Source organism: Pseudomonas atacamensis (assembly GCF_017167965.1).
Taxonomy (GTDB): domain Bacteria; phylum Pseudomonadota; class Gammaproteobacteria; order Pseudomonadales; family Pseudomonadaceae; genus Aquipseudomonas; species Aquipseudomonas atacamensis.
Genome location: NZ_CP070503.1, coordinates 2288993 through 2314066, shown reverse-complemented (window position 1 = coordinate 2314066; position 25074 = coordinate 2288993). Strand labels below are relative to the sequence as shown.

The window sequence follows — 25074 nt, the reverse complement described above, 5'->3', positions numbered from 1 at the left end:
CTCAGACTCGACCGAGGGCAAAGCCCTTGGCCACGTGGTTGCGTACAAACCAGATCACCAGCATGCCCGGCAGGATGGTCAACACCCCCGCTGCTGCCAGCACGCCCCAATCGATCCCCGACGCCGACACCGTGCGCGTCATCACCGCCGCAATCGGCTTGGCGTTGACCGAGGTCAGCGTGCGCGCCAGCAGCAGCTCGACCCAGGAAAACATGAAGCAGAAAAACGCCGTGACGCCGATACCGGAACCGATCAACGGGATGAAAATCTTCACGAAAAACTTGGGGAAACTGTAGCCGTCGATGTAGGCCGTTTCGTCGATCTCCTTGGGCACGCCGGACATGAAACCTTCGAGAATCCACACCGCCAGCGGCACGTTGAACAGGCAGTGCGCCAAAGCCACGGCGATATGCGTGTCGAACAGGCCGATCGACGAATACAACTGAAAGAACGGCAGCAAGAACACCGCCGGCGGCGCCATGCGATTGGTCAGCAGCCAGAAGAACAGATGCTTGTCGCCGAGGAAACGATAGCGTGAAAACGCGTAAGCCGCCGGTAACGCCACGCTCAGGGAAATCACCGTGTTGAGGCTGACGTAATACAGCGAGTTCAAGTAGCCGGTGTACCAGCTCGGATCAGTGAAGATCACCTTGTAGTTCGCCAGCGTGAAGTCCTGTGGGAAAAGCGTCAGGCCGCCGAGGATTTCGGTGTTGCTCTTGAACGACATGTTCAGCAGCCAGTAGATCGGCACCAGCAGGAACAGGATGTACACCAGCAACGGAATCAGCTTTTTCTTGCTCATGGCCGGGCCTCAGCGGTTGGCGTCGGAGTGCGTCATGGCGGTATAGAACAGCCAGGACACCAACAGGATGATCAGGAAGTACACCAGCGAAAACGCCGCTGCCGGACCGAGGTCGAATTGCCCTACGGCCATCTGCGTCAACGTCTGACTGAGGAAGGTCGTGGCATTGCCCGGCCCGCCGCCGGTGAGCACGAACGGCTCGGTGTAGATCATGAAACTGTCCATGAAGCGCAGCATCACCGCGATCAGCAGCACGCTTTTCAGCTTGGGCAACTGAATGTGGCGGAACACAGCCCACGCCGAGGCGCGATCGATGCGCGCGGCCTGGTAATAGACGTCGGGAATTGCTCGCAAACCGGAGAAACACAGCAGCGCGACCAGAGAAGTCCAATGCCAGACGTCCATCACCAGCACCGTCACCCAGGCGTCCATGGTGTTGGCCGCGTAGTTGTAGCTGATGCCCATCGCGTTGAGGCTGGAACCGAGCAGGCCGATGTCGGCGCGGCCGAAGATCTGCCAGATGGTGCCGACCACGTTCCAGGGAATCAGCAACGGAATCGCCAGAATGATCAGCACCACCGAGGACCAGCGACCCTTGGTCGGCATGGTCAGCGCGACGGCGATGCCCAGGGGGATTTCAATCAGCAACACGCAGGCCGAATAGATGAACTGGCGCAGCAGCGAATCATGCAGACGCGGGTCAAGCAGCACTTGCTTGTACCAGTCAGCGCCAACGAAGTAGCGGCTGGACTGGTCGAAGATGTCCTGCACCGAATAGTTGACCACGGTCATCATCGGGATCACCGCACTGAACGCCACCAGCAGGAACACCGGCAACACCAGCCACCAGGCCTTGTTGTTCTGCACCTTGTTCATGGCTGCACCTCCTCGTCGCTGACTTCCAGGAGAAACTCATCGGCATAGACCATCAGCCATTGCGCCGGAAAACTGATGTAAGCCGTGCCTTGAGGCACCGGTTTGTCTTCAGCCAGGCGCACCTTCAACGGCGCGCCGTCGAGGTTGAGGGTCATGATCTTGTAGGTGCCGAGGTCTTCGACGTGTACGACTTTTGCCTGCATCGCGTCGTCAAACGGCTCGTCCCACACATGAATGAATTCGGGGCGGATGCCGACCTTGAGATTTTTCCACTGGCCGTGCTCGATATGGCGCTGCAAGGCGTCGGACAGCGGCAGGTGCGTCGAGGCGAAACCGACACCACCGGGCTGCGGCTGCACCTCGATCAGATTCATCCCCGGGCTGCCGATGAAATAGCCGACAAAGGTGTGGCTCGGCCGCTCGAACAATTCCCGTGGCGTGCCGAACTGGACGATCTGGCCGCCGTACATCACCGCGATCTTGTCAGCGAAGGTCGAGGCTTCGAGCTGATCGTGGGTGACGTAGACCATGGTGATGTTGAACTGCTCATGGATCTGCTTGAGCTTGCGCCGCAGTTTCCACTTCAAGTGCGGGTCGATCACCGTCAGCGGCTCATCGAAGAGGATCGCCGAGACGTCGTCGCGCACCAGGCCACGGCCCATGGAGACTTTCTGCTTTTCGTCGGCGGTGAGATTGCGCGCTTTTTTGCTCAGCAGATTCTGCAGGTCGAGCACTTCGGCAATTTCCTGCACCTTGCTGTGCACTTTCGCCTCGGCCATGCCCTGGTTTCGCAGCGGGAAGGCGAGGTTGTCGAACACGGTCATGGTGTCGTAGACCACCGGAAACTGGAAAACCTGGGCGATGTTGCGCTTCTCCGGGGTCAGGTCGTTGACCGCTTTGCCGTCAAACAACACGTGGCCCTGGGACGGGCTGAGCAGGCCGGAAATGATGTTGAGCAAGGTCGACTTGCCGCAACCGGACGGGCCGAGCAAGGCGTAGGCGCCGCCCTGCTCCCAGACGTGATCCATCTCGCGGATCGCATAATCCTCGGCGCCGCTCGGGGTTTTGCTGTAGCTGTGGGCGAGGTGTTGCAAACGGATTTCGGCCATCAGGCAACCCTCGCGACACGCCGGCCCGGTGCTTGCACCAGACGGCCCTGCGCATCGAAAACGAACAGTTTGTGGGTCGGGATATAGATGCGGATCGGCGCATCGACGTCGTATTCGTGAACCCCGGGCAAGTGCAGCACCAACAGAAAGTGCTCGTTGCGCACATGCAGGAAGGTTTCCGAGCCGCTGATTTCGGCGACCTCGACGGTCACCGCCAGTTCGAGGTCGTCATCGTTGCTCGGCACCAGCGAGATATGGCTCGGGCGTACACCGAAGCGGAACTCGCCCTCGCCCACCGGGCGCAGATCGACGTTCAACGGAAAGTGTACAAAGTTGGCGAAACTGACTTCGTTGCCGGCAATGCGTCCCGGCATCAGGTTTATCGGCGGCTCGGAGAACAGTTCAGCAGCGAGCACCGACTGCGGTTGGTGGTAGACCTCGGTCGACGGCCCGCTCTGGATCACCCGGCCTTCGTGCAGGATGGTGGTGGTGCCGCCGAGGGCCAGCGCTTCGTTGGGTTCGGTGGTGGCGTAGATGGCGATGGTGTGGCGGGCCTTGAACAGCTCGCGCATTTCCTGACGCAGCTCTTCGCGCAGCTTGTAGTCGAGGTTGACCAGCGGCTCGTCGAACAGGATCAGCTCAGCATCCTTGACCAGCGCGCGGGCCATGGCCGTGCGCTGTTGCTGCCCACCGGAGAGCTCCAGCGGATAGCGCTGCAAGAACTTCTCGATGCGCAGCATGCGTGCGGTTTCCTGCACCTTGCTGTGGATGATCTCTTTCGAGATGCCGGCCTGACGCAGTGGCGAGGCGATGTTCTCGAACACGGTCATGGTCGGGTAATTGATGAACTGCTGATAGACCATCGACACGTTGCGCAGCCGCACCGGGCGCTGGGTGACGTCGACGCCGTTCATCAGCACGCGGCCGCTGTCGGGCTTGTCGAGGCCGGCCATCAGACGCATGAGGCTGGTCTTGCCGGACAGCGTGCGCCCGAGCAGAACGTTGAAGGATCCGGGTTCGAATTTCAGGCACGCATCGTCGATCCAGATCTGGCCCTCGACGGTACGGCTGACGTGCTCCAGGGTGAGTGACATGGCTCGGCCTTTGTTATTTTTGGAGTCAAGCGACCGGAGCAACAGAGCGACATTCGTGCCAGAAATGGCAAGTGCTTGATTTGTCTTGAGAAGCAGTGTTTACGGGGGCAAGCGGCGTTCACAGCTGAACACTTTTGAACAGTCGGGGTGATTGACAATGAACAATAGTGAACAACACTCTATGCACGCTTTTGCCCAATCCTCAATGCAAATGGATCCCCTGTGGGAGCGAGCCTGCTCGCGAAAGCGGTGTGTCATTCAATGAATCCATTGACTGAACCGACGCTTTCGCGAGCAGGCTCGCTCCCACAGGGGGTTTGTGGAGTTTTGAAGATCGGGTTCATAACAATAATAAAATCGCTGCACTCAGAGGCTCGCCCCATGGCCGCACCTGCTTCGCCGCTGTCCCACGACGCGATCGTCCAGACCTCCTGGCAACGTTGCCGCGCGTTCGGCCTCGACCACCAGAGCGCCCCGGCCTTCGATCAATTGCCCGCCGCCGGCATTGCACGGTTGCTCGACAGCCATCATTCGCTGGTGCAGACCACGCATCAGGAAGTCCTGCCCTACTACGAAAACATCCTCAGCAACTCCAACTGCCTGATCATGCTCGCCGACAATCAGGGCCAGGTGCTGACCTCGTGGGGCACACAGCGCTTTATCGAGCCGAATCTGGCCCGGGGCTTTCAGGCCGGGGCGAGCTGGATGGAGCGCAGCAGCGGTACCAACGCGATCGGCACCGCACTGGCCTGTGAGCAGGCGGTGCACATCGAACACGACGAACACTTTCTCAAGGCCAACCGCTTCATGACCGGCTCCGCCGCGCCGATTTTCGACGCCGAGCGCAAGGTCATCGCCGTGCTCGATGTCTCCAGCGACAGCTACCTGCCGCCCTCGCACACCTTGGGCATGGTCAAGATGATGAGCCAGACCGTGGAGAACCGGCTGATCCTCAACCTGTTCCATGGCCAGCATTTTCAACTGACCTTCAACACCGGGTTGAACAACCTCGACAGCCAGTGGGCGGGGCTGTTGATTTTCGATGAGAGCGGACAGGTGCTGTCGGCCAATCGCCGCGCCGACAATCTGCTCGGTGTGCGTTTGTCCCGCGTCAGCGTTGAAAGCCTGTTCAAGGTGTCGCTGCTGGAGTTGATCAATCAGCCCGAAGGTCTGCCGTTTGCCTTGCAGACCTCTGGACGCAACCGTTTCCAGTGCTTGCTGAAACGGCCGAAACAGGCACCGGTGCAAGCGCGCGTGTTTGTCGCCGAGGACAAGCCTGCGCCAGCCAGTGCGATCAGTCTCAGTACGCTGCATTTCGGCGACAGCCGCGTGGAAAAGGCCGTGCGTCAAGCCGAGCGCTTGCTGGAAAAAGACATTCCGTTGTTGATCCACGGTGAGACCGGCGTCGGCAAGGAAGTCTTCGTCAAAGCCTTGCACCAGGCCAGCTCGCGGAGCAAACAGGCATTCATCGCGGTGAATTGCGCAGCGATCCCCGCTGAACTGGTCGAGTCCGAGTTGTTCGGTTACGAGAAAGGCGCGTTCACCGGGGCCAGCCAGAAAGGCAGCATCGGCCTGATCCGCAAGGCCGACAAAGGCACGCTGTTTCTTGATGAGATCGGTGACATGCCGCTGCCGACCCAGGCGCGTTTGTTGCGCGTGTTGCAGGAGCGTTGCGTGCAGCCGGTGGGCAGCAGCGAGTTGTTCCCGGTTGATCTGCGGATCATTTCCGCGACCAACCGTTCGTTGCGCGAGCAGGTGCAACTCGGCCGCTTTCGCGAAGACTTGTACTACCGCATCGGCGGCCTGACCCTGGAGCTGCCGCCGTTACGCGAACGCAGTGACAAGCAGGCGCTGTTCAAACGGCTGTGGGAGCAACATCGCGAGCCGACTCAATGGGCGGGGCTGAGCCCTGAAGTTCTGGAGTTGTTTGAAAAGCATCCGTGGCCGGGGAATTTGCGTCAGGTGAGCAGCGTGATGCAGGTGGCACTGGCCATGGCCGAGGAACAACCGGTGCGGGCTGAGCATCTGCCGGATGATTTTTTTGTCGACCTGGAGATGGAGCCGGTGGAAACAGCGGCGCCGCTGGGGCTGGATTTGAATGATGTTGAGGCGTTGAATCGCGAGTTGAAGGCGGCCGGGGGGAATATTTCGCACCTGGCGCGACGGTTGGGGGTGAGTCGGAATACGCTGTACAAGCGGTTGCGGCAGATTGGCAATTAAAAGCCAGATCAAAAGATCGCAGCCTTCGGCGGCTCCTACAGGGATCGCGTTTCAATCGATCGTTCCCACGCTCTGCGTGGGAATGCAGCCCGGGACGCTCTGCGTCCCTACAGAGCCGAACGCGGAGCGTCCGTTGAGGCATTCCCACGCAGAGCGTGGGAACGATCATGGGAGGGGCTGTGGGCCTCAGTCAGCCAGACGCCAGGTAGTCCCACCCTTGCCATCTTCCAGCACCACGCCCATCGCCGTCAGCTGATCACGAATCCGGTCCGACTCGGCCCAGTCTTTCGCCGCCCGAGCTGCCAGGCGCGCCGCAATCAGTGCATCGACTTCAGCCGCGTCGACCCGCCCTTCAGCGCCGGCCTGCAGGAAGTCATCCGCCTCCAACTGCAACACACCCAGCACACTCGCCAGTTCTTTCAGACGTGCCGCCAGTCCCGCCGCTGCATCGAGATCGCTCTCACGCAGACGGTTGATCTCGCGCACCATCTCGAACAGCACGGCGCAGGCTTCAGGGGTGCCGAAGTCGTCGTTCATCACCGTGGTGAAACGCTCGACAAACGCTTCGCCGCCCGCCGGCGCCACGCTCGGCAGGCCTTTCAGCGCATGGTAGAAACGCTCCAGTGCGCCCTTGGCGTCCTTGAGGTTATCTTCCGAATAGTTGATCGCGCTGCGGTAGTGGCTCGATACCAGCAGGTAACGCACCACTTCCGGGTGGTACTTGTCGAGCACGTCGCGGATGGTGAAGAAGTTGTTCAAGGACTTGGACATCTTCTCGCCATTGATGCGAATCATCCCGCAATGCATCCACGCGTTGGCGTAGGTCTTGCCGGTGGCCGCTTCGCTCTGGGCGATTTCGTTTTCGTGGTGCGGGAACTCCAGGTCGCTGCCGCCGCCATGAATGTCGAAGGTCTCACCGAGGCAGCAGGTCGACATCACCGAGCACTCGATGTGCCAGCCCGGACGCCCGGCGCCCCATGGCGATTCCCAGCTCGGCTCGCCCGGCTTGGCAGCTTTCCACAGGACGAAGTCGAGCGGGTCTTGTTTCGACTCGTCGACTTCGATGCGCGCGCCAATGCGCAAATCTTCGATCTTCTTGCGCGACAGCTTGCCGTAGCCCATGAACTTGGCGACGCGGTAGTACACGTCGCCATTGCCCGGCGCATAGGCGTAGCCCTTGTCGATCAGGGTCTGGATCATTGCGTGCATGCCGGCGATATGATCGGTGGCGCGCGGTTCCATGTCCGGCTTCTGGATGTTCAGGCGCGCTTCGTCTTCGTGCATCGCGGCGATCATGCGCTCGGTCAGCGCTTCGAACGACTCACCGTTCTCGCGGGCACGATTGATGATCTTGTCGTCGATGTCGGTGATGTTGCGCACGTAGGTCAGGTCATAACCGCTGAAGCGCAGCCAGCGCGTCACCAGGTCAAACGCGACCATGCTGCGGCCGTGGCCGAGGTGGCAGTAGTCGTACACGGTCATCCCGCAGACGTACATGCGCACCTTGTTGCCATCCAGCGGCTTGAAGACTTCTTTGCTCTTGCTGAGCGTGTTGTAGATCGTTAGCACGTTAGTTCCTTGACTCACTCACTGGCCCCACGAATCACGCAGGGTCACGGTACGGTTGAATACCGGCTGACCGGGTTTCGAGTCCTTCAGGTCTGCGACGAAGTAGCCTTCGCGCTCGAACTGGAAACGGTCTTCCGGCTGGGCGTTGCCGAGCGATGGCTCAGCGCGACAACCGGTCAGCACTTGCAGCGAGTCAGGGTTGATGTTGTCGAGGAAGCTGGCGCTGTCTTCGGCCTTCTCCGGGTTCGGCGAACGGAACAGGCGATCGTACAGACGCACTTCGCACTCGACGCTGGCGGCGGCCGGCACCCAGTGGATCACGCCTTTGACCTTGCGCCCTTCCGGGTTCTTGCCGAGGGTGTCCGGGTCGTACGAGCAACGCAGTTCGACGATGTTGCCGTCGGCGTCCTTGATCGCTTCGTCGGCGCGGATCACGTAGCTGCCGCGCAGACGCACTTCACCGGCCGGTTCCAGGCGCTTGTAGCCCTTCGGCGGCTCTTCCATGAAGTCTTCACGGTCGATGTAGATTTCCCGGGCAAACGGCAGCGCGCGCACGCCCATGTCTTCTTTCGGGTGGCGTGGCAGTTCGAGGTTTTCGACTTGGCCTTCCGGGTAGTTGGTGATGACCACTTTCAGCGGACGCAGCACGCACATCGCGCGCGGGGCGCTGTGGTCGAGGTCGTCACGGATGCTGAATTCGAGCATGCCGAAATCGACCACGCCGTCGGAACGGTTGGTGCCGATCATTTCGCAGAAGTTGCGGATCGATTTCGGCGTGTAGCCACGGCGGCGGAAGCCCGACAGCGTGGACATCCGCGGATCGTCCCAGCCATTGACGTGCTTCTCGTCAACCAGTTGCTTGAGCTTGCGCTTGCTGGTGATCGTGTAGTTCAGGTTCAGACGGCTGAACTCGTACTGGCGCGGGTTCGCCGGCACCGGCAGGTTCTCCAGGAACCACTCGTACAGCGGGCGATGGCTTTCGAACTCGAGGGTGCAGATCGAATGGGTGATGCCTTCGATGGCGTCCGACTGCCCATGGGTGAAGTCGTAGTTCGGGTAGATGCACCACTTGTCGCCGGTCTGGTGGTGATGGGCGTGGCGGATGCGATACATGATCGGGTCGCGCAGGTTCATGTTCGGCGAGGCCATGTCGATCTTCGCCCGCAGCACGCGCGCGCCGTCCGGGAATTCACCGGCCTTCATGCGCGCGAACAGGTCGAGGTTTTCCTCAACCGAACGGTCACGGAACGGGCTGTTCTTGCCCGGCTCGGTCAGGCTGCCACGGTATTCCTTGGCCTGCTCCGGAGTGAGGTCGTCAACGTAGGCCTTGCCGGCCTTGATCAGCTCGACCGCCCAGTCGTGCAACTGGTCGAAATACTGCGAGGCGTAGCGCACTTCACCGGACCATTCGAAGCCCAGCCATTTGACGTCGCTTTCGATCGCGTCGATGTATTCCTGATCTTCCTTGGCCGGGTTGGTGTCGTCGAAACGCAGGTGCGTGACGCCACCGAACTCCTGGGCCAGGCCGAAGTTGACGCAGATCGACTTGGCGTGGCCGATGTGCAGGTAGCCGTTGGGCTCCGGCGGGAAGCGAGTCACGATCTGGGTGTGCTTGCCCGAGTCCAGGTCTGCCTGGATGATCGGCCGCAGGAAGTTGACCGGCACGGCAGGGCCGGACTTGGCATTCGAGGTAGGGTCGACAGTGGGCTTGCTCATAGGATCCTTGACGTACAGGTGCGCGGCCGCAAAGAGGGGCCAGACAAAACAAAGCCGCTATCATAGCCGATGCTGTCAAGGGCCTGACAGAGCAGCTCTTATAAAGGCACGCATTTAATCGCCGGGAAATGAAAAACCGCCTCGAAATTCGCGCCTGTCACGCTAAACTGCGCACCTTGGCCGAAGCAGGCTGAACCGGTTGTGGGGCTCAATGTCCCAGAACCACGAATTCCCTATGAAGAGTAATGACCATGACTCAAGTCAAACTGACCACCAACCATGGCGACATCGTCATCGAACTGAACGCTGAAAAGGCGCCGATCACCGTTGCCAACTTCATCGAGTACGTCAACGCCGGTCACTACACCAACACCGTATTCCACCGCGTCATCGGCAACTTCATGATCCAGGGCGGCGGTTTCGAGCCAGGCATGAAAGAGAAGAAAGACAAGCGCGCAAGCATCCAGAACGAAGCGGACAACGGTCTCTCCAACGACAAATACACCGTCGCCATGGCCCGCACCATGGAGCCGCATTCGGCATCGGCGCAGTTCTTCATCAACGTCGCCGACAACACCTTCCTCAACCACAGCGGCAAGACCACTCAGGGCTGGGGCTACGCGGTATTCGGTAAAGTGACCGCCGGCACCGACGTTGTCGACAAGATCAAAGGCGTGTCGACCACTTCCAAGGCCGGCCACCAGGACGTACCAGCAGACGACGTGATCATCGAGAAAGCCGAGATCATCGCAGCGTGATATTGCTGATTTCAGACTTGCATCTGGAAGAGGAGCGCCCGGACATTACCCGGGCGTTTCTGGATTTGCTCGCCGGACGCGCCCGCTCGGCGAGTGCGTTGTACATCCTCGGCGACTTCTTCGAGGCATGGATCGGCGACGACGCCATGACGCCCTTTCAGCGTTCCATCTGCCAGGCCCTGCGCGATTTGAGCGACAGCGGCACGGCCATATTCCTGATGCACGGCAATCGCGATTTCATGCTTGGCAAGGCCTTCTGCAAACAGGCCGGCTGCACCTTGCTGAAGGATCCGAGTGTCGTGCAGTTCTACGGCGAACCGGTGCTGCTGATGCACGGCGACAGCCTGTGCACCCGCGACGTTGGCTACATGAAGCTGCGCCGCTACCTGCGCAACCCGATTACCCTGTTCATCCTCCGCCATCTGCCGCTGAGCAGCCGCCACAAACTGGCGCGCAAGCTACGCAGCGAAAGCCGTGCACAGACGCGGATGAAAGCCAATGACATTGTCGATGTCACCCCGGAAGAGATTCCGCGAGTGATGCAGGCATTCGGCGTGAAGACTCTGATCCACGGCCACACCCACCGCCCGGCAATTCACAAGTTGCAGCTTGGTGAGCAGGCGGCGAAGCGGATTGTGCTGGGGGATTGGGATCGTCAGGGTTGGGCGTTGCAGGTGGATGAGAGCGGGTATGCCTTGGCGCCGTTCGATTTCGCCCCGCCACCCGCCCTGCCTGCCCCGAGCGCATGATCGTTCCTACGCTCCGCGTGGGAATGCAGCCCGGGACGCTCCGCGTCCCATCCAGAGCCGAACGCAGAGCGTCCGTTGAGGCATTCCCACGCAGAGCGTGGGAACGATCTTGCGCGATCAGTGCCCGCTGGCAGCAGGCCCTGCCTTGGCGGCAAACGGCGGCTTAGCCAGCCACACGATCAGAATCAACCCCATGAATCCCCAGCCCAGCAACGTGAAGTAATCCACGGTGGAGAGCATGTACGCCTGGCTCGTGAGGATCTGATCCATCTGCGCATACGCCGACTGGCTCGCCCCGCCCAATTGATTCAAGGTCTCGCGGGTAGCTGGCTCGAACGTGCTGATGCTCTCGCTCATATACGCATGATGCTGATCGGCCCGGCGAATCCAGATCCAGGTGGTCAGTGAGGCTGCGAAGCTGCCGCCCAGTGTCCGCAGGAAAGTCGCCAGGCCTGCGCCGTCAGCGATCTGGCTTGGCGGCAAGTCCGACATCAGAATGCTCAAGGTCGGCATGAAGAACAGCGCCACGCCGATGCCCATGAACAACTGCACCAGCGCAATGTGCTGGAAGTCGACTTCGTTGGTGAACTCGGCACGCATGAAGCAGCTCAGGCCAATCGCCAGAAACGCAATGCCGGCAAGCAGACGCAGGTCGAACTTGTGCGCGTACTTGCCGACAAATGGCGACAGCAACACCGGCAGAATCCCGATCGGCGCCACGGCAAGTCCAGCCCAGGTCGCGGTGTAGCCCATTTGCGTCTGCAACCACTGCGGCAGGATCAGGTTGATGCCGAAGAAGCCTGCGTAACCCAAGACCAGCACCAGCGTGCCGATGCGGAAGTTGCGATAGGCGAACAGGCGCAGGTTGACCACCGGATGGCGGTCGGTCATTTCCCAGATCACGAACACCGCCAGCGCCACCACGGAGATTGCCGCGCCGATGATGATGAAGTTCGATTCGAACCAGTCCAGGTCATTGCCCTTGTCGAGGATCACCTGCAACGCGCCGACGCCAATGATCAGTGTGATCAGGCCGACGTAATCCATCGGCTGGCGACTGGTCACCACCGGCCGTTTCGCCAGTTGCGAACGCACCACCATCACCGCAAAGATGCCGATCGGCACGTTGATGAAGAAGATCCACGGCCAGCTGTAACTATCGGTGATCCAGCCGCCGAGAATCGGCCCGGCAATGGGCGCAACCACCGTGACCATCGCCAGCAGCGCCAGGGCCATCCCGCGTTTCGCCGGCGGATACACCGCGATCAAGAGCGTCTGCGTCATCGGATACAGCGGCCCGGCTACCAAGCCTTGCAGCACGCGAAAGCCGATCAGCTCGGGCATCGAAGTCGAGATACCGCAGAGAAACGACGCCAGTACAAACAGCATCGTCGCCCACAGAAACAACTTCACCTCGCCGAAGCGGCGGCTCAGCCAACCGGTCAGTGGCAGCGCAATCGCGTTGCTCACGGCGAACGAGGTGATGACCCAGGTGCCCTGCTCCGAACTCACCCCGAGGTTGCCGGAAATCGTCGGCAACGCCACGTTGGCGATGGTCGTGTCGAGCACTTGCATGAACGTCGCCAGCGACAGGCCGATGGTGCTGAGCAACAGGCTGGGCGGCGTGAAAGAAGCGTTATTGCTCATTGTGAATCCTATGAAACCTGATGGTCGCTGCGGCCTGATGAACACAGCCGGCCCTGTGGTAGCAGGCCCTTGTGGCGAGGGGATTTATCCCCGCTGGGTCGCGAAGCGGCCCCTCTTTTGGCTCAGGAAAAACGGGCCTGCTGCGCAGTCCAGCGGGGATAAATCCCCTCGCCACAGATAACCCCTCACCACAGAGCCTGCTTCTGATCCGGTGTGCTCTCAGCGCTGTGCGGTCTTGCCTGCTGCTGCGCTGTTGTCGTGAATCAACTGGGCAATCATCGCGTCCGCCTCGGCCAGTTGGCGCTCGTAGACGTTGGTGCTGAACGAGGCTTTTTGCGGCGGTTGCTGGGCCAGCACCGGGCCGCTCTGGTCGTGCAGATTGACCTCGACATTGGTCGACAGACCGACACGCAGCGGGTGCTTGGCCAGCTCTTCGGCATTGATGTGGATACGCACTGGCACGCGCTGGACGATCTTGATCCAGTTACCGGTGGCGTTCTGTGCCGGCAGCAAGGCAAATGCGCTGCCGGTACCGGCGCCGAGGCTGTCGACGGTGCCGCTGTATTTCACGTCGCTGCCGTAAATGTCGGCCTCGATATCCACTGGCTGGCCGATGCGCATGTCACGCAGTTGGGTTTCCTTGAAGTTGGCGTCGATCCACAGCTGATCCAGCGGAATCACCGCCATCAGCGCGGTGCCCGGCTGCACACGCTGACCGAGTTGCACGGTGCGCTTGGCGACGTAACCGGTGACCGGCGCGATCAAGGTGCTGCGGGCATTGGTCAGGTAGGCCTGACGCAGATCGGCAGCGGCCGACATTACGTCTGGATGCGACGAGACCACGGTGTCGTCGACCAGTGCGCTGGTGGTTTTCAGTTGCTGTTTGGCGTTGGCCAGAGCGTTCTGCGCCGAGGTCAGGTCGTCGCGGGCGTGGGACAGCTCTTCCTGGGAAATCGCCCCGCCCTGGGCGAGATTTTTCCGCCGGTTGTAGTTGTCCTGGGCTTTCTGCACTTCGGCCTGCTGCGCATTGACCTGAGCTTTCATGCCGTCGACGTTGCTATACAGGCCGCGCACCTGACGCACAGTGCGCGCCAGTTTGGCCTTGGCACTTTGCAGGCCGACTTCGGCGTCGTTGGGGTCGAAGTTGACCAGCACCTGGCCTTCCTGGACCAGATCCCCGTCATCGGCGCCGATGCTGACCACGGTGCCGGTGACCAGCGGTGTGATCTCTACCACGTTGCCGTTGACGTAGGCATCGTCGGTGCTTTCGTTAAAGCGCCCGATGAATTCGTGATAGGCCCAGACGCCGGCAATGGCGAGCAGGACGACCACGGCGAGGGCCAGCAGCATCACCTTGCGTTTGCGCGGGTTGCCGGTGTCCGGGGTGTTGTCTTGAGCTTGGGTGTTTTCGGCAGTGGCCATGACAAATACCTTGAATTAGTAGTGCGACGAGGCGGGGCTGGCGTTGGCTGCGTTCAGGTTTTCACCCTGAAAGCCGCCGCCCAGCGCTTGCATCAGTTGAATCGACAGGTCGATCTGCTCGGCATTGAGGGTCGCCAGCTGACGCTGGGCCTGGAGCAATTGCTGCTCGATGCTGAGCACGTCCAGGTAGTTGCCGATGCCGGAACCGTAACGCTGGACGACGGTGTTGTAAGAGTCCTGAGCAATGTCGGTGGCGTGTTGCTGCGCGCCGATCTGCCGGCCGATATCGCGCAGCTGATTGATCGTATCGCCGACATCGCCGAGGGCTTTCACCAGGCTTTTGTTGTACTGCGCCACCGCCAGATCGTAATCGGCGTCGCGGGCATCGAGGTTGGCGCGCAGGCGTCCGCCATCGAAGATCGGCAGCGATACGGTCGGCGCGATGTTGAAGAAGCGGCTGGCCGAACCGAACATCGCATCACCCAGCAACGACTCGGCGCCGGCCGAGGCCGACAGATTGAGGTTGGGATAGAAACGGGTTTTCGCCGCATCGATGTCTTTGCTCGCCGCCTCGACACGCCAGCGCGCCGCGACCAGATCCGGGCGGCGTCCGAGCAGTTCCGCCGGCAACACCGACGGCACCGCCACGGCGCTGGCTTGCAGGACTTTCGGTCGAGCGATTTCGTTGCCACGATCCGGGCCTTTGCCGAGCAATACGGCCAAGGCGATTTTCGCGCTGTTCAAGCGTTTTTCCGCGTCGATCAGGCTGGCCTGAGAACTGGCTTCCAGACTCTGGGTTTGCTGGAACTGGTACTGGCTGTCGATTCCCGAACTCAAGCGGCGCTGGCTGAGGTCGAGCATTTGCCGGGTGCGCTTGAGGTCTTCGCTGGCGAGGTCGTAAACGATGTGCGCCTGACCGAGATCGCTATACGCACGGGCGACGTCAGCGGCAAGTGTCAGCTGCGCGGCCTGACGGTCGACTTCAGCAGCGCGAGCCTCGCCGAGTGCGGCTTCCCAGGCATCGCGCTGACCGCCCCACAAGTCGAAGTTGTAATTGAAACCGGCGCTGACATTGCGCACCGTCGCATAGGCGCCGCCCTGCCCCAGCGGATCCTGATCACGAGCCAGCCGCGAACGGCTGATGCCGGCGCTGGCGTCGAGGGTCGGATAACGCTCGGCATCGGCGGCATAGGCGGCGGCACTGGCCTGATGGGCGCGGGCTGCGGCGATCTGCATGTCCGGGCTGTCGTGCAGGGCTTCGCGGATCAGGCCGTCGAGCTGCGGATCGCCGAGGCTGCTCCACCAATCGCTTTTCGGCCACGCCGCTGGCGACAGGGTGATGCCATCGAGAGACTGCGCTGTCTTCAGGCTCTTCGCGTCGAGGCGCTGGCCTTCGGTGTCGAGGGCGCTGTAATTGGCGCAACCGGCGAGGATCATCGCCGATAGCAACAGCGTCAGGCTGCTGCGCAAAGTGTTAGCGCTCATTGTGATCACCTAGACGCTGGATGGTGATCGGATCACCGGCGGCCAGCAGGATTTTCTTCAGGATGTATTCCAGGGTTTTCAGCTCTTCGCGGGAGATCGCGCCGGCCAGTTCATTCATCGCATCGGCACCGATGTGCGGCAGACGATCAGCCAGTTGCTGGCCCTGCTCGGTCAGTTTCAGTTGCACCTGACGCCGGTCGCCTTCGCTGCGCTGACGAAGCAGAAAAGCCTTCTGCTCGAGACGATCGAGCATGCGCGTCATCGACCCGCTGTCCAGCGACAGATGCCGGCACAGCTCGGCCGGGGTGTCGACGCCGAACTGGGCCATGATGATCAACACCTTGAACTGCGCGGCGGTGATGCCGTGCGGTTCCATGTGGGTATCGATGATACGGTCCTTGAGCAACGCGGCACGACCGAGCAACAGGCCGAGGTGGCAATGTTTGAATTCTTCCGGGGTGAAATGCTTCATGGGTCGACCTGATAACTGCCTAGGCAGTGAATGTATGTCGAGATGTTACTGCTTAGGCAGCGAATGTCAACGCAATAGTTAGGGGGCTTGGTAATCAGTCGCTGACCGGTCACGCTGAATCGTTCCCACGCTCCGCGTGGGAATCCAGCCGGGGACGCTCTACGTCGATTTTTGAGAGCGGGGACGCAGAGCGTCCCTTGAGGCATTCCCACGCAGAGCGTGGGAACGATCATTGAAGGGAGCGAGAGCTAGAAATCCCGCTTGTAGAAGATATCCAGCGAGCTCGCCACGCCGCTCGCCGCTTCGACGTAGACCTTCTTGCTCAGCTTGTAGCGCAGGGCGATGGTGCTGGCCGGTTCGAATACACCCACTCCATAGCGCAGGCTGAGTTTTTCCGAGATGTTGCCGCTGGCGACGACGCTGGTGTCGTTGCCGCTGCCTTGGGTGTCGAGTTGGAAGTCCTGAATACCCAGATCCTTGGCCAGGCCGCTGGTGATCCCGGCGCTGCCCATCAGACCCAGACCCAATGCCGCTTGCGCGAGCATGTTGTTGTCTTCGCCGCTGGTGCTCAGCGGACGGCCCAGCACCAGGTACGACAGCGCCTGTTCCTGACTCATCGCCGGTTCGGAGAAGATCTGCGTGGTTGGCTGTTCGGCGCTGCCGCTCAGGCGAATACCGGCGATGACGTCGTCGGTCTGGCGGATCGCTTCAATGTCCAGATACGGCTGGTCGATGGGACCGGCGAACAACAGACGCGCGCGACGCACCGTCAGGCGCTGGCCGTAGGCGCGATAGCGGCCGTCGTTGAGCCAGAGTTCGCCACGGGTGTCCATGTTGTCGCCGATGTGCACCTGACCTTGCAGATTCGCGGTCAGGCCGAAACCGGCAAAGCTCAGCTTGTCCTGGCCGACGATTACGTCGATGTCCATTTTCATCGCGATCGGTGGTTTGCCCTCTTCGGTCTGCGCGCCAACGATGATCGTGTCGTCGGAGACTTTCACGGTTGATGGCGGCAGCTCGCGCACGGTGATTTCGCCTTTCGGCACCAGCACCTTGCCGGCAACTTTCAGCTCATCGCCGGCCATGGAAATCTTCAGATCCGGGGCCATTTCCAGTTTGGCGTAGGGTTCGACGCTGACCGGCAATTGCGTGCCCTTGAGCGCCAGATCGACCACCAGTGCCTGACCCCAGGCGACGTTGCCGTTGAGGCTGCCCTTGCCAGTCTTGCCGCTGTCCCAGCCACCGTCCAGGCGCACCGATTCGCCGGCGATTGCCGCCGTCAGTTGCAGATTCTGCAGCTCCATCGGCAGTTCGGCGCCGGACACTTCGCCATCGCTGAGCTGCACGGTGCCGTTGACCAGCGGTGCGAGCAGGCCACCGGAAATAGTGCCGCTGCCGTTGAGCCGGCCGGTGAGTTTTTCCACCATCGGCACGAACGGCCGCGCCACCGATAGATCGAGGCCGGAAAGGCGGAACGAGCCGCTCAGCGGTTTGTTTTTCGGCAGCGGATTGAGCTGCGCCTGGACCAGCAATTCGCCGAGTTTGCCGCCGACAAAATTGAGCTCGGTGTCGACGCGCTTCGGCGTGAGCTTGCTGTTGAGTTTGAGGGTCTGGTAGGGGAAATCCAGCCACTGATCCTTGTCGCGCACGCGCAGGGTGCCGCCGCTGGCATCGACACTGACCACGCCGTTCGGGCCGCTCGCCGGCAAGTCCAGTTGCAGATCGGCGTTGAGTCGGCCCTGCCAGGCGAAGTCCTTGGGCAGCCACTGCGCAAGGCTTTCGATCGGGAATTGCTTGAGGTGATAACGCAGCTTCGGCTCGGGCATCAGGCGCTGGTCTTCGCCACACAGGCTGGCGTTGCCGGACAGCCAGCAATGCGCGCCGAAATTGATCTGGCCGTCCGCCAGGCGTTCCAGCTTGGCCGGGCTTTGCAGCTTCCAGTCCTGGCCACCGGCCTGAATGTCGCCACTGGCCAAGCGTCCGCGCCAGTTGCCCTTGTCCAGATTGCCGTCCAGCCCCAGCGCCAGTTTCAGCTTCGGTCCGATCAGGTCGAGGTTGAGTTTCTGGCTTTTGATATCGCCCTGAGCACTGGCGGTCAGGGTGCCCAACGAGGTATCGCCAGTCTGAATGCCGCTGCCTTTGAGATTGATCTTCGCCCGCTGCGCACTGTCGAGCGTGGCGTCGAGGTTGAGGCTTTGCAGGCGATTGTCCTGGAAGGCCAGTTGCGAACCTTGCAGATCGAGCTTGCCTTGCGGCGCCTTCAGCGTACCGGCGACGTTGACCTGACCGTTGACCTGCCCGCGCAATTGCGGCCACAACTGCGCGAGACGCGGCAGCTTGATGTCGATCTGTCCGCCGAGTTTGTCCTGCAGGCTGCCCTTGCCATTGATGCTGTTGTCGCCGAGGCGGATCTGCAGGGCATTGAGGTTCCAGCGTTCGCCCGCGCCGTCAGCCTTGGCTTGCAGAATCGCCGGTTGGCCGCGCAATTTGCCTTTGAGGTCGAGGTCGGCGCTGAGGCTGAGCTGATCATTCTTCATCTCGCCTTTGCTCTGCAACGGCCCGGCCAGCGTGCCCGGCAGTTCGGCGACCCAGTACGCCGGGTTGAGCGCCGACAGATCCAGCGCGGTATCCCAGGCGATGCCGTCGGCGAAGCGCACATTGACGTGCCCTTCGGCCTTGCCCTGCCCGGCCTGCATGACCAGTTGCGGCAAGGCGATCTGTTCGAGGCTGCCGCTGAACGGACTGCTCAGGGTGAACGCCCCCGCCGGGCCATCCAGCGCGGCGTCGAAATTACCGAGGTACTGGCCGTCGGTGTAGGACACTTCGCCGGTAAAGGTGCGCAACGTCACTTGCGGCTCGTCGATTTCCGGATAGAGCCGGTGCCACGGGAAGTCTTGCCAGTTGATATTGGCCTGAGCGCTGAGGCCCTTGCTCCAGTCGACGTTGCCGGTGAGCTTGAGGCTTTGCGTGTCGTTGGCATTGAGGTCGAGGCCGGCGATCTGCGCGCCATTGGCGTCGACCTTGCCCTTGAGCAGCAGCGCCACTGGCGATTTTTCGGCGGGCAGCGTGGCGTTGCCGAGCAGTTGGTAACCGTTTTTCAGGTCGCCTTCGCCCGTGAGCACAAGCTGATTGAATTGCAGGGTGTCCGGCAGATCGGCGCTCGGCTTGAACGCGTCGCTGGTGATGCGCACCTTGGCCGGCAGGTTTTCCGCCAGCGCTTGCAGTTCTCCGTTCAACTGGCCGTCGAGGTAGCCACGGCTGTCGGCGTGCAGGTTGAGGGTTTTCAGCAGATCACCTTCAACTTTCAGCGCCAGCGTCCACGGCTCGCTGCCGGGAGACGGCAAAGTCAAATCGCCCTGAATCGTCAGCGGCCAGTTGCCGCTCGGTTGCAGCAGGCCGGACAGGTTCAGGCTGAGCTCCTCGCGCTGCAATTTCACGCTGTCGATCTGCAGGCCCTGAGCGGTCCAGTGCGCCGCCAGTTGCAAGCCCTTGAGCTGTTCGCTGCCGTTGAACAACAGGCTGCCGACTTCGACATCGCCCAGTTCAATGGCCAACGGCAATTGCAGGTCCGGCAGTGTGATCGGGCCGCTCTCGGTGGTTTCTTCGCTCGGCGGGAATTGCAGGATCACCTGATCGGCCTTGAGCTGATCGATACACAAGGTCATGCGCGTCAGGCACAGTGGCGACCAGGCGAAGATCGCCTTGTTCAGCTCGACTCGGCTGGTGTCCTGCTGCCACACCAGGTGATCGGCGCTCCATTGCCCAGCGAGGCGACCGTGGAAATTCTCCACGCTCAGACCCGGCACCAGGCCCAGCGCCCAACGACTGCCGGCCTGCGTGCCAAGCAGTGCGGCCAGGCTCAAGACGATCAACAAGACCAGCGCCAACAAAGTCAGCGCTGTTATTTTCAAACCACGCTTCACAGCTCAGGCCCCATGGAAAAGTGCAGCCGGATGCCGCCGTCGTCGTCCAGCGCGTGGGCCAGGTCAAGGCGGATCGGCCCGACCGGCGAGACCCAGCGCACACCCACACCGACCCCGGTCTTGAGGTCGGGCAGTTCGAGTTTGTTGAAAGAGTTGCCTTGGTCGACGAAGGTCGCGACCCGCCATTTTTCGGCGATCGAGTATTGATACTCGACGCTGCCAGCCACCATGTAGCGACCGCCAATCCGTTTGCCATCGGAATTTTTCGGCGACAGGCTCTGATAGTCGTAACCGCGCACGCTCTGATCGCCACCGGCAAAGAAGCGCAGCGATGGCGGAATAGAGTTGTAGCCGTTGGTGGCGCTGCCGCCGACCTGCACGCGGCCGAGCAAGCGGTGCTTGTCGAACACCGTGGTCAGGCCTTTGACCAGCGCGGTGCCATATAAAAGGTTGTTGTCCGAGCCGAGGCCTTCCTTGGCCACTTTGCTTTCGAAGCTCAGGCGATAGCCGTTGCGCGGGTCGATGCGGTTGTCGCTTTTGAGGTACGAATAACTGATGCCGGGCATCAGCAACGTGCTCAGGCCGGAGTCGTCGCCGAGTTCGTATTCTTCACGTTGCCATTTCAGCGAGATCACCCGCTGCCAGCCGCTGGGCAACTTGCTGTGCCATTCCGGGCCGAAGGTCAGCAGTTTGCTCAGGGTGTCGGAGCCTTCGATGTCTTCGAACTGATAGCCGCCGGCCCAGCGCAGTTTGTCGGTCAGTGGTGGGTCGAGCGGGATGTCGTAGAACAGCCCGACGTTCTGCCGGGGCGCCGAGAGTTCGGCCTCCCAGCCATAGCTGTCGCCCTGCGGGTTGACCCAGTGGCGCGTCCAGTTGGCCTTGATCCGTGGCCCGACGTCGGTCGAATAACCGAGGCCCAGACCCATGGTGCGCGGCTTGCGCGTGTCGAGTTTGACGGCGACCGGAATCACATCGTTCTGCGCTGCCGTCGGTGCTGCATCGACGCGCACGCCTTCGAAATAGCCGCTCGATTGCAGGTCGCGGTTGAGTTCGGCGATCAGTTCCGAGTCGTATGGCTCGCCTTCCTTGAACGGCACCATGCGTTGCAGCAGGTCTTCGTCGAACGGCGTGTCGCCCTCGAAGCTGACTTTGCCCAGCGCATAACGCGGGCCGCTGTCGTAGATCAATTCGATGTCGGCCACGCCCGCGCGGGGATCGACCATGAGTTTCTGGCTGGTGAAATGACCGCTGAAGTAACCGAAGCGCGAGGCCTGGTTCTGGATCACCCGTTTGGCGTCTTCGTAACGGCCATGGTTGAGCACGGCGCCGGACTTGAGCAGGTCGCTCTTCGGTACGCGAAAGGATTTCAGCGAGGCCGCCGGGCCGTCGACGCGCACGGTGACGTTGCGCAGGCGAATCGGCTCGCCGGGATCGATGTTCAGCACCAGACGCGGTTTTTCCCCGCCCTTGACGTCACTGTCGATCTGCGGCTGGTAGTAGCCCAGCGCCTGAGCCGCTTTGCGCGCCTGCTCTTCGGCGCCGCGACTGAAGCGCAGCAAGGCTTCTTCGTCGCGATCGCCGAGGCTGCCGATATAGCCTTCTATATTGGCCTTGAGTTCATCGTTGGACGGCTTGATCCGTACATCCAATTCACTTTGCGCCAGCGCCGCGCAGCTGGATAACAGCATCAGCACGCCGCTGGTAAATCTTCGTGGAAACTTCATAGGCGCGGATGCTATCACGGGCTCGGGAGCCTGATAGAACAGGTAATTTGTGAAGAAGTTCGATCGTTATCCCGTTGCTGTTTGTAACACCTGCGGATTGGCGTGGAAAAATACGTGTTCGCGCACCGGCCCGACGGCAACCTCGCCGATCTCCTGATAACCCTGCCTTTTATAGAATTCCAGGTAGCGCGGGTTGCCGGTGTCGAGCACCACCCCTTGCGAGGTTTCATCGACCGCGCACCAGTTGTGCACGGCGGTGAGCAACTGTTCGCCGTAGTGCTTGCCCTGAAACTGCGGGTGAACGCCGAGCAGCGGCAGCATGTGCACCGAGTCACCCGGCACGCACGCGGCGACGGCATCGTGGTATTCCAGATAACGCCGGGTGCAGCGAAAACCGGTGCTGAGCACCATGCGCAAGCGCCACGCCCAGCTTTCGGTGACGCCCAGGCGCCGTTGCGGCGGTGCGATCAGGGCAATGCCGATCAGGCGATCGTTGACCAACAGGCCGATCGCCGGCAGGTCCTGGAGAAAATGCTGTTTGACCAACTCGCGAACCGTCGCGCGCACGCGTTGTTCGTAGCCGGGACGTTCGGCTTCGAACAGGTAGCCGAAGGTCGGCTCGTGGCGATAGGCCTGATACAGCAACGAGCGGGCTTCGCGTGAATAGCCGCGGTCGAGCATGTGGATGTCGGCAACGGCGGACTGGGTTTCAGGCATTGCAGTGATTCTCCCCGGGGGCGCGCTCGGAGGCTGGCGCGCTTGTTGGTACGAACCTTTTGACGGTGGCGTGGTTCCCTCACAGGTTAGACCAGCCCTGGATCTTCATCGAATGTGAGGGCCTCATCGCTGGCAAGCCAGCTCCCACAGTGTCCGCGCCGTTCACAACATTCCCACACAACACAAAAACCTGTGGGAGCTGGCTTGCCAGCGATGGGGCCGGGACAGGCACTACAAATCCCACAGGCCAAAATGATTTGTCCCACACTGGCCCATCTCCCCCATGTCAGCTAGCATCGCCCTTTTGCCAGGACTGCCGACCATGAAGATTGTTTCCTTCAACATCAACGGACTGCGTGCCCGTCCGCATCAGCTGGCAGCGCTGATCGAAAAACATCAACCCGACGTGATCGGCCTGCAGGAAACCAAGGTCCACGACGACCAGTTCCCCCACGAAGACATCCGCGCCCTCGGCTACCACGTGCACTTCCATGGCCAGAAGGGCCATTACGGTGTCGCCCTGCTCTCGCGCAACGAACCGATCGCCATCCATAAAGGCTTTGCCACTGACGAAGAAGACGCGCAGCGGCGCTTTATCTGGGGCACTTTTGCAGATGCCAACGGCGTGCCGGTGACGATCATGAACGGCTATTTCCCCCAAGGTGAAAGCCGCGACCACCCAACCAAATTCCCTGCCAAGGAACGTTTTTACAGCGATCTGCAAGCGCTGCTGGAAAGCCAGTTCCACAATGAACAGCCACTGGTGGTGATGGGTGATGTGAACATATCCCCGGAAGACTGCGACATCGGCATCGGCCCGGACAACATGAAGCGCTGGCTGAAAACCGGCAAATGCAGCTTCCTGCCGGAGGAGCGCGAGTGGATGGCGCGCCTGAAGAATTGGGGCCTGACCGACAGTTATCGTCACCTCAACCCCGAGGTGAGCGACATGTTCAGCTGGTTCGACTATCGCAGCCGTGGTTTCGAAGATGAGCCGAAGCGTGGCCTGCGCATCGATGTGATTCTGGCGTCCCATGGCCTGCTGCCACGGGTCAAGGATGCCGGCGTGGACTACGAACTGCGCGGCATGGAAAAACCATCGGACCATGCGCCGATCTGGCTTGAGCTGGCCTGATTCGCGAGTTGCCTGAGATCCCTGTGGGAGCGAGCTTGCTCGCGAAGGCGGAGTGTCAGTAATCAGATATGTTGCCGATATGCCGCCTTCGCGAGCAAGCTCGCTCCCACAATTGATATTTACACCCTTCAATCCCTGTCATATTTCGGTCACGCGCCTGACTTAATCTCCCCGGCAATCCCCTTGGCTTGATTCGGTGCCGGAATGACCCTGCGTGTTCTCTGCGTTTTCCTGTTGAGTGGCTGGCTGTCGGTGTCCGCCGCCGCCCTGCCGATCCCCGAAAACGGCCCGGCATTGCGCATTCAGGGCTCCAACACCATCGGCGCCGAACTCGGCCCGGCGCTGGTCGAAGGCCTGTTGCAGGAACAAGGCCTGCTGAAAATCCACCGCGAAACCCCGGACACCGCCAACGAACAACGCATCGTTGGCCAGACCGCACAAGGGCAACGCGTAATCATCGAAGTCGCCGCCCACGGTTCCAGCACCGGTTTCGCTGCGTTGAAAAACGCCAGCGCCGATCTGGCCGCCTCTTCCCGCGAGATCAAGGACAGCGAGCTGCTCGCCCTGCAAACCCTCGGCGATCTGAAAAGTCCGGCGGCCGAGCAAGTCATTGCCATCGACGGCCTGGCGATCATCCTCAACCCGGCCAACCCGCTTGAGCAGTTGAACACCGAGCAACTGGCGCGGATTTTTGCCGGCGAAGTGAAAACCTGGGAAGAGCTCGGTAGCCGTGGCGGCGCCATCCATTTGTATGCGCGGGATGATCAGTCCGGGACGTACGACACGTTCAAGGAACTGGTCCTGAGCCGGCGTGGGAAAAGTCTCAGCAGCGCGGCGAAGCGTTTCGAATCCAGCGAGCAGTTGTCCGACGCGGTCAGCGCCGATCCGCAAGGTATCGGCTTCATCGGCTTGCCTTACGTGCGTCAGGCCAAAGCCGTGGCGATTGCCGATGGCGCCTCGCAAGCGATGCTGCCGCTGAACAGTCTGATCGCCACCGAAGATTATCCGCTGTCGCGGCGCTTGTTCTTTTATCTGCCGCCGGACAGCCGCAATCCTTGGGCGCAGGCGTTGGCAACGTTCGCGCAAAGTCCACAGGGACAGGCGATCGTCGCGACCAGCGGTTTTGTCAGCCAGACCGTACAAGCCATGAGCGTGACGCCGAATGCGCTGATGCCCGAGGGTTACCAATCCCTCAGCCGGCATGCTCAGCGTCTGACAGTGAATTTTCGTTTTGCCGAGGGCAGCGCCAGTCTGGACAACAAGGCGCGGCAGGATCTGGCGCGGGTGCTCGACTATATAAAGCGCAATGGCAAGACCGAGCGGGCGGTGACGCTGGTGGGGTTTGGTGATTTGAAGGATGACCCGGCGCGGGCTGATCTACTGTCGAAGCTGCGAGCAATGGCGGTGCGGCGCGAGCTGGTCAAAAACGGTGTGGTCATGCGCGAAGTACGCGGCTTTGGTGCGCTGATGCCGGTGGCGACCAACAGCGCGGACGAAGGGCGGATCAAGAATCGGCGGGTTGAGGTTTGGGTGTATTGATCCTGACGCCTGATCGTTCCCACGCGCAGCAAAGGAACGCATCCCGTGACGCTCCGCGTCACAGTGGACGCAGAGCGTCCGTGGCGGCATTCCCACGCAGAGCGTGGGAACGATCAG

At 61.2% G+C, this 25074-nt stretch carries 18 protein-coding genes; 5 read left to right on the top strand and 13 right to left on the bottom strand.

Features of this window, described 5'->3' with window-relative positions:
* Position 1 precedes the first annotated feature (1 nt).
* Genes JWU58_RS10555 through JWU58_RS10540 form a run of 4 tightly spaced genes read right to left on the bottom strand, consistent with a single transcriptional unit; the run spans position 2 to position 3881 of the window.
* Positions 2-802 carry a carbohydrate ABC transporter permease gene (locus JWU58_RS10555; protein WP_024013421.1) on the bottom strand — a complete coding sequence of 267 codons (801 nt, stop codon included), beginning with the start codon at positions 800-802 and terminating at the stop codon, positions 2-4.
* Between the two features lie 9 nt (positions 803-811).
* Complete coding sequence (locus JWU58_RS10550) at positions 812-1678, bottom strand: carbohydrate ABC transporter permease (protein WP_007912484.1); 867 nt, start codon at positions 1676-1678, stop codon at positions 812-814.
* Positions 1675-2787 (bottom strand): ABC transporter ATP-binding protein, encoded by a 1113-nt coding sequence (locus JWU58_RS10545; protein ID WP_041477087.1) that lies wholly within the window; start codon positions 2785-2787, stop codon positions 1675-1677. Before JWU58_RS10545 ends, JWU58_RS10550 begins: the two co-directional genes overlap by 4 nt.
* A complete protein-coding gene (locus JWU58_RS10540; protein WP_016775291.1) occupies positions 2787-3881 on the bottom strand; it encodes an ABC transporter ATP-binding protein in 1095 nt (364 codons plus the stop codon). Before JWU58_RS10540 ends, JWU58_RS10545 begins: the two co-directional genes overlap by 1 nt.
* 381 nt (positions 3882-4262) lie before the next feature.
* Here JWU58_RS10540 and JWU58_RS10535 point away from each other — a divergent pair, with 381 nt between their 5' ends.
* Entirely contained in the window at positions 4263-6101 is a 1839-nt protein-coding gene (locus JWU58_RS10535) for a sigma-54-dependent Fis family transcriptional regulator (RefSeq protein ID WP_206421886.1), read from the top strand.
* Positions 6102-6287: 186 nt separating this feature from the next.
* Here the strand turns inward: JWU58_RS10535 and cysS are convergent, their stop codons facing one another.
* Together cysS and JWU58_RS10525 are read right to left on the bottom strand one after the other, a co-directional pair.
* The gene (gene cysS, locus JWU58_RS10530) at positions 6288-7670 is read right to left on the bottom strand and encodes a cysteine--tRNA ligase (protein ID WP_122612129.1); all 1383 of its coding nucleotides are present in this window, start codon (positions 7668-7670) and stop codon (positions 6288-6290) included.
* A gap of 18 nt (positions 7671-7688) precedes the next feature.
* Positions 7689-9386 (bottom strand): glutamine--tRNA ligase/YqeY domain fusion protein, encoded by a 1698-nt coding sequence (locus JWU58_RS10525; protein ID WP_024013424.1) that lies wholly within the window; start codon positions 9384-9386, stop codon positions 7689-7691.
* A gap of 251 nt (positions 9387-9637) precedes the next feature.
* Here JWU58_RS10525 and JWU58_RS10520 point away from each other — a divergent pair, with 251 nt between their 5' ends.
* Positions 9638-10144, top strand: coding sequence for a peptidylprolyl isomerase (locus tag JWU58_RS10520; protein ID WP_038862220.1), 507 nt, complete (start codon positions 9638-9640; stop codon positions 10142-10144).
* On the top strand, positions 10141-10893 hold the full coding sequence (gene lpxH, locus JWU58_RS10515; protein WP_024013425.1) for a UDP-2,3-diacylglucosamine diphosphatase: 753 nt from the start codon (positions 10141-10143) through the stop codon (positions 10891-10893). Before JWU58_RS10520 ends, lpxH begins: the two co-directional genes overlap by 4 nt.
* 117 nt (positions 10894-11010) lie before the next feature.
* Here lpxH and JWU58_RS10510 read toward each other — a convergent pair whose 3' ends face one another.
* The 7 genes from JWU58_RS10510 to JWU58_RS10480 all read right to left on the bottom strand — a co-directional run bounded on the left by JWU58_RS10510 (position 11011) and on the right by JWU58_RS10480 (position 22283).
* Positions 11011-12540, bottom strand: coding sequence for a DHA2 family efflux MFS transporter permease subunit (locus JWU58_RS10510; RefSeq protein WP_206421885.1), 1530 nt, complete (start codon positions 12538-12540; stop codon positions 11011-11013).
* Positions 12541-12759: 219 nt separating this feature from the next.
* Positions 12760-13962: an HlyD/EmrA/EmrK family protein gene (locus JWU58_RS10505; RefSeq protein WP_016775298.1), complete on the bottom strand. Its 1203-nt coding sequence runs from the start codon at positions 13960-13962 to the stop codon at positions 12760-12762.
* Between the two features lie 15 nt (positions 13963-13977).
* A complete protein-coding gene (locus JWU58_RS10500) occupies positions 13978-15447 on the bottom strand; it encodes an efflux transporter outer membrane subunit (RefSeq protein ID WP_206421884.1) in 1470 nt (489 codons plus the stop codon).
* Positions 15437-15919, bottom strand: a complete 483-nt coding sequence (locus JWU58_RS10495; RefSeq protein WP_016775300.1) for a MarR family winged helix-turn-helix transcriptional regulator — start codon at positions 15917-15919, stop codon at positions 15437-15439. Before JWU58_RS10495 ends, JWU58_RS10500 begins: the two co-directional genes overlap by 11 nt.
* A 248-nt stretch (positions 15920-16167) precedes the next feature.
* Complete coding sequence (locus JWU58_RS10490) at positions 16168-19842, bottom strand: translocation/assembly module TamB domain-containing protein (protein ID WP_206421883.1); 3675 nt, start codon at positions 19840-19842, stop codon at positions 16168-16170.
* The gene (locus JWU58_RS10485; RefSeq protein WP_122703744.1) at positions 19839-21566 is read right to left on the bottom strand and encodes an autotransporter assembly complex protein TamA; all 1728 of its coding nucleotides are present in this window, start codon (positions 21564-21566) and stop codon (positions 19839-19841) included. The genes JWU58_RS10490 and JWU58_RS10485 overlap by 4 nt, the downstream gene beginning before the upstream one ends.
* Before the next feature lie 66 nt (positions 21567-21632).
* Positions 21633-22283 carry a GNAT family N-acetyltransferase gene (locus JWU58_RS10480; protein ID WP_016775303.1) on the bottom strand — a complete coding sequence of 217 codons (651 nt, stop codon included), beginning with the start codon at positions 22281-22283 and terminating at the stop codon, positions 21633-21635.
* Positions 22284-22605: 322 nt separating this feature from the next.
* On the opposite strand from JWU58_RS10480, the gene xthA reads away from it, so the two are divergent.
* Both xthA and JWU58_RS10470 read left to right on the top strand, forming a co-directional pair.
* Positions 22606-23418, top strand: coding sequence for an exodeoxyribonuclease III (gene xthA / locus JWU58_RS10475; protein ID WP_024013433.1), 813 nt, complete (start codon positions 22606-22608; stop codon positions 23416-23418).
* Positions 23419-23622: 204 nt separating this feature from the next.
* The gene (locus JWU58_RS10470; protein WP_206421882.1) at positions 23623-24957 is read left to right on the top strand and encodes a substrate-binding domain-containing protein; all 1335 of its coding nucleotides are present in this window, start codon (positions 23623-23625) and stop codon (positions 24955-24957) included.
* Positions 24958-25074: the final 117 nt, after the last annotated feature.

Bases quoted from the DNA above. Each gene is read 5' to 3' on its own strand.
- JWU58_RS10500 (WP_206421884.1), bottom strand. From the start codon at position 15,447: ATGAGCGCTAACACTTTGCGCAGCAGCCTGACGCTGTTGCTATCGGCG.
- JWU58_RS10525 (WP_024013424.1), bottom strand. From the start codon at position 9,386: ATGAGCAAGCCCACTGTCGACCCTACCTCGAATGCCAAGTCCGGCCCT.
- JWU58_RS10555 (WP_024013421.1), bottom strand. From the start codon at position 802: ATGAGCAAGAAAAAGCTGATTCCGTTGCTGGTGTACATCCTGTTCCTG.
- JWU58_RS10480 (WP_016775303.1), bottom strand. From the start codon at position 22,283: ATGCCTGAAACCCAGTCCGCCGTTGCCGACATCCACATGCTCGACCGC.
- xthA (WP_024013433.1), top strand. From the start codon at position 22,606: ATGAAGATTGTTTCCTTCAACATCAACGGACTGCGTGCCCGTCCGCAT.
- JWU58_RS10550 (WP_007912484.1), bottom strand. From the start codon at position 1,678: ATGAACAAGGTGCAGAACAACAAGGCCTGGTGGCTGGTGTTGCCGGTG.
- JWU58_RS10485 (WP_122703744.1), bottom strand. From the start codon at position 21,566: ATGAAGTTTCCACGAAGATTTACCAGCGGCGTGCTGATGCTGTTATCC.
- JWU58_RS10545 (WP_041477087.1), bottom strand. From the start codon at position 2,787: ATGGCCGAAATCCGTTTGCAACACCTCGCCCACAGCTACAGCAAAACC.
- JWU58_RS10520 (WP_038862220.1), top strand. From the start codon at position 9,638: ATGACTCAAGTCAAACTGACCACCAACCATGGCGACATCGTCATCGAA.
- JWU58_RS10510 (WP_206421885.1), bottom strand. From the start codon at position 12,540: ATGAGCAATAACGCTTCTTTCACGCCGCCCAGCCTGTTGCTCAGCACC.
- JWU58_RS10505 (WP_016775298.1), bottom strand. From the start codon at position 13,962: ATGGCCACTGCCGAAAACACCCAAGCTCAAGACAACACCCCGGACACC.
- JWU58_RS10540 (WP_016775291.1), bottom strand. From the start codon at position 3,881: ATGTCACTCACCCTGGAGCACGTCAGCCGTACCGTCGAGGGCCAGATC.
- JWU58_RS10535 (WP_206421886.1), top strand. From the start codon at position 4,263: ATGGCCGCACCTGCTTCGCCGCTGTCCCACGACGCGATCGTCCAGACC.
- JWU58_RS10495 (WP_016775300.1), bottom strand. From the start codon at position 15,919: ATGAAGCATTTCACCCCGGAAGAATTCAAACATTGCCACCTCGGCCTG.
- JWU58_RS10470 (WP_206421882.1), top strand. From the start codon at position 23,623: ATGACCCTGCGTGTTCTCTGCGTTTTCCTGTTGAGTGGCTGGCTGTCG.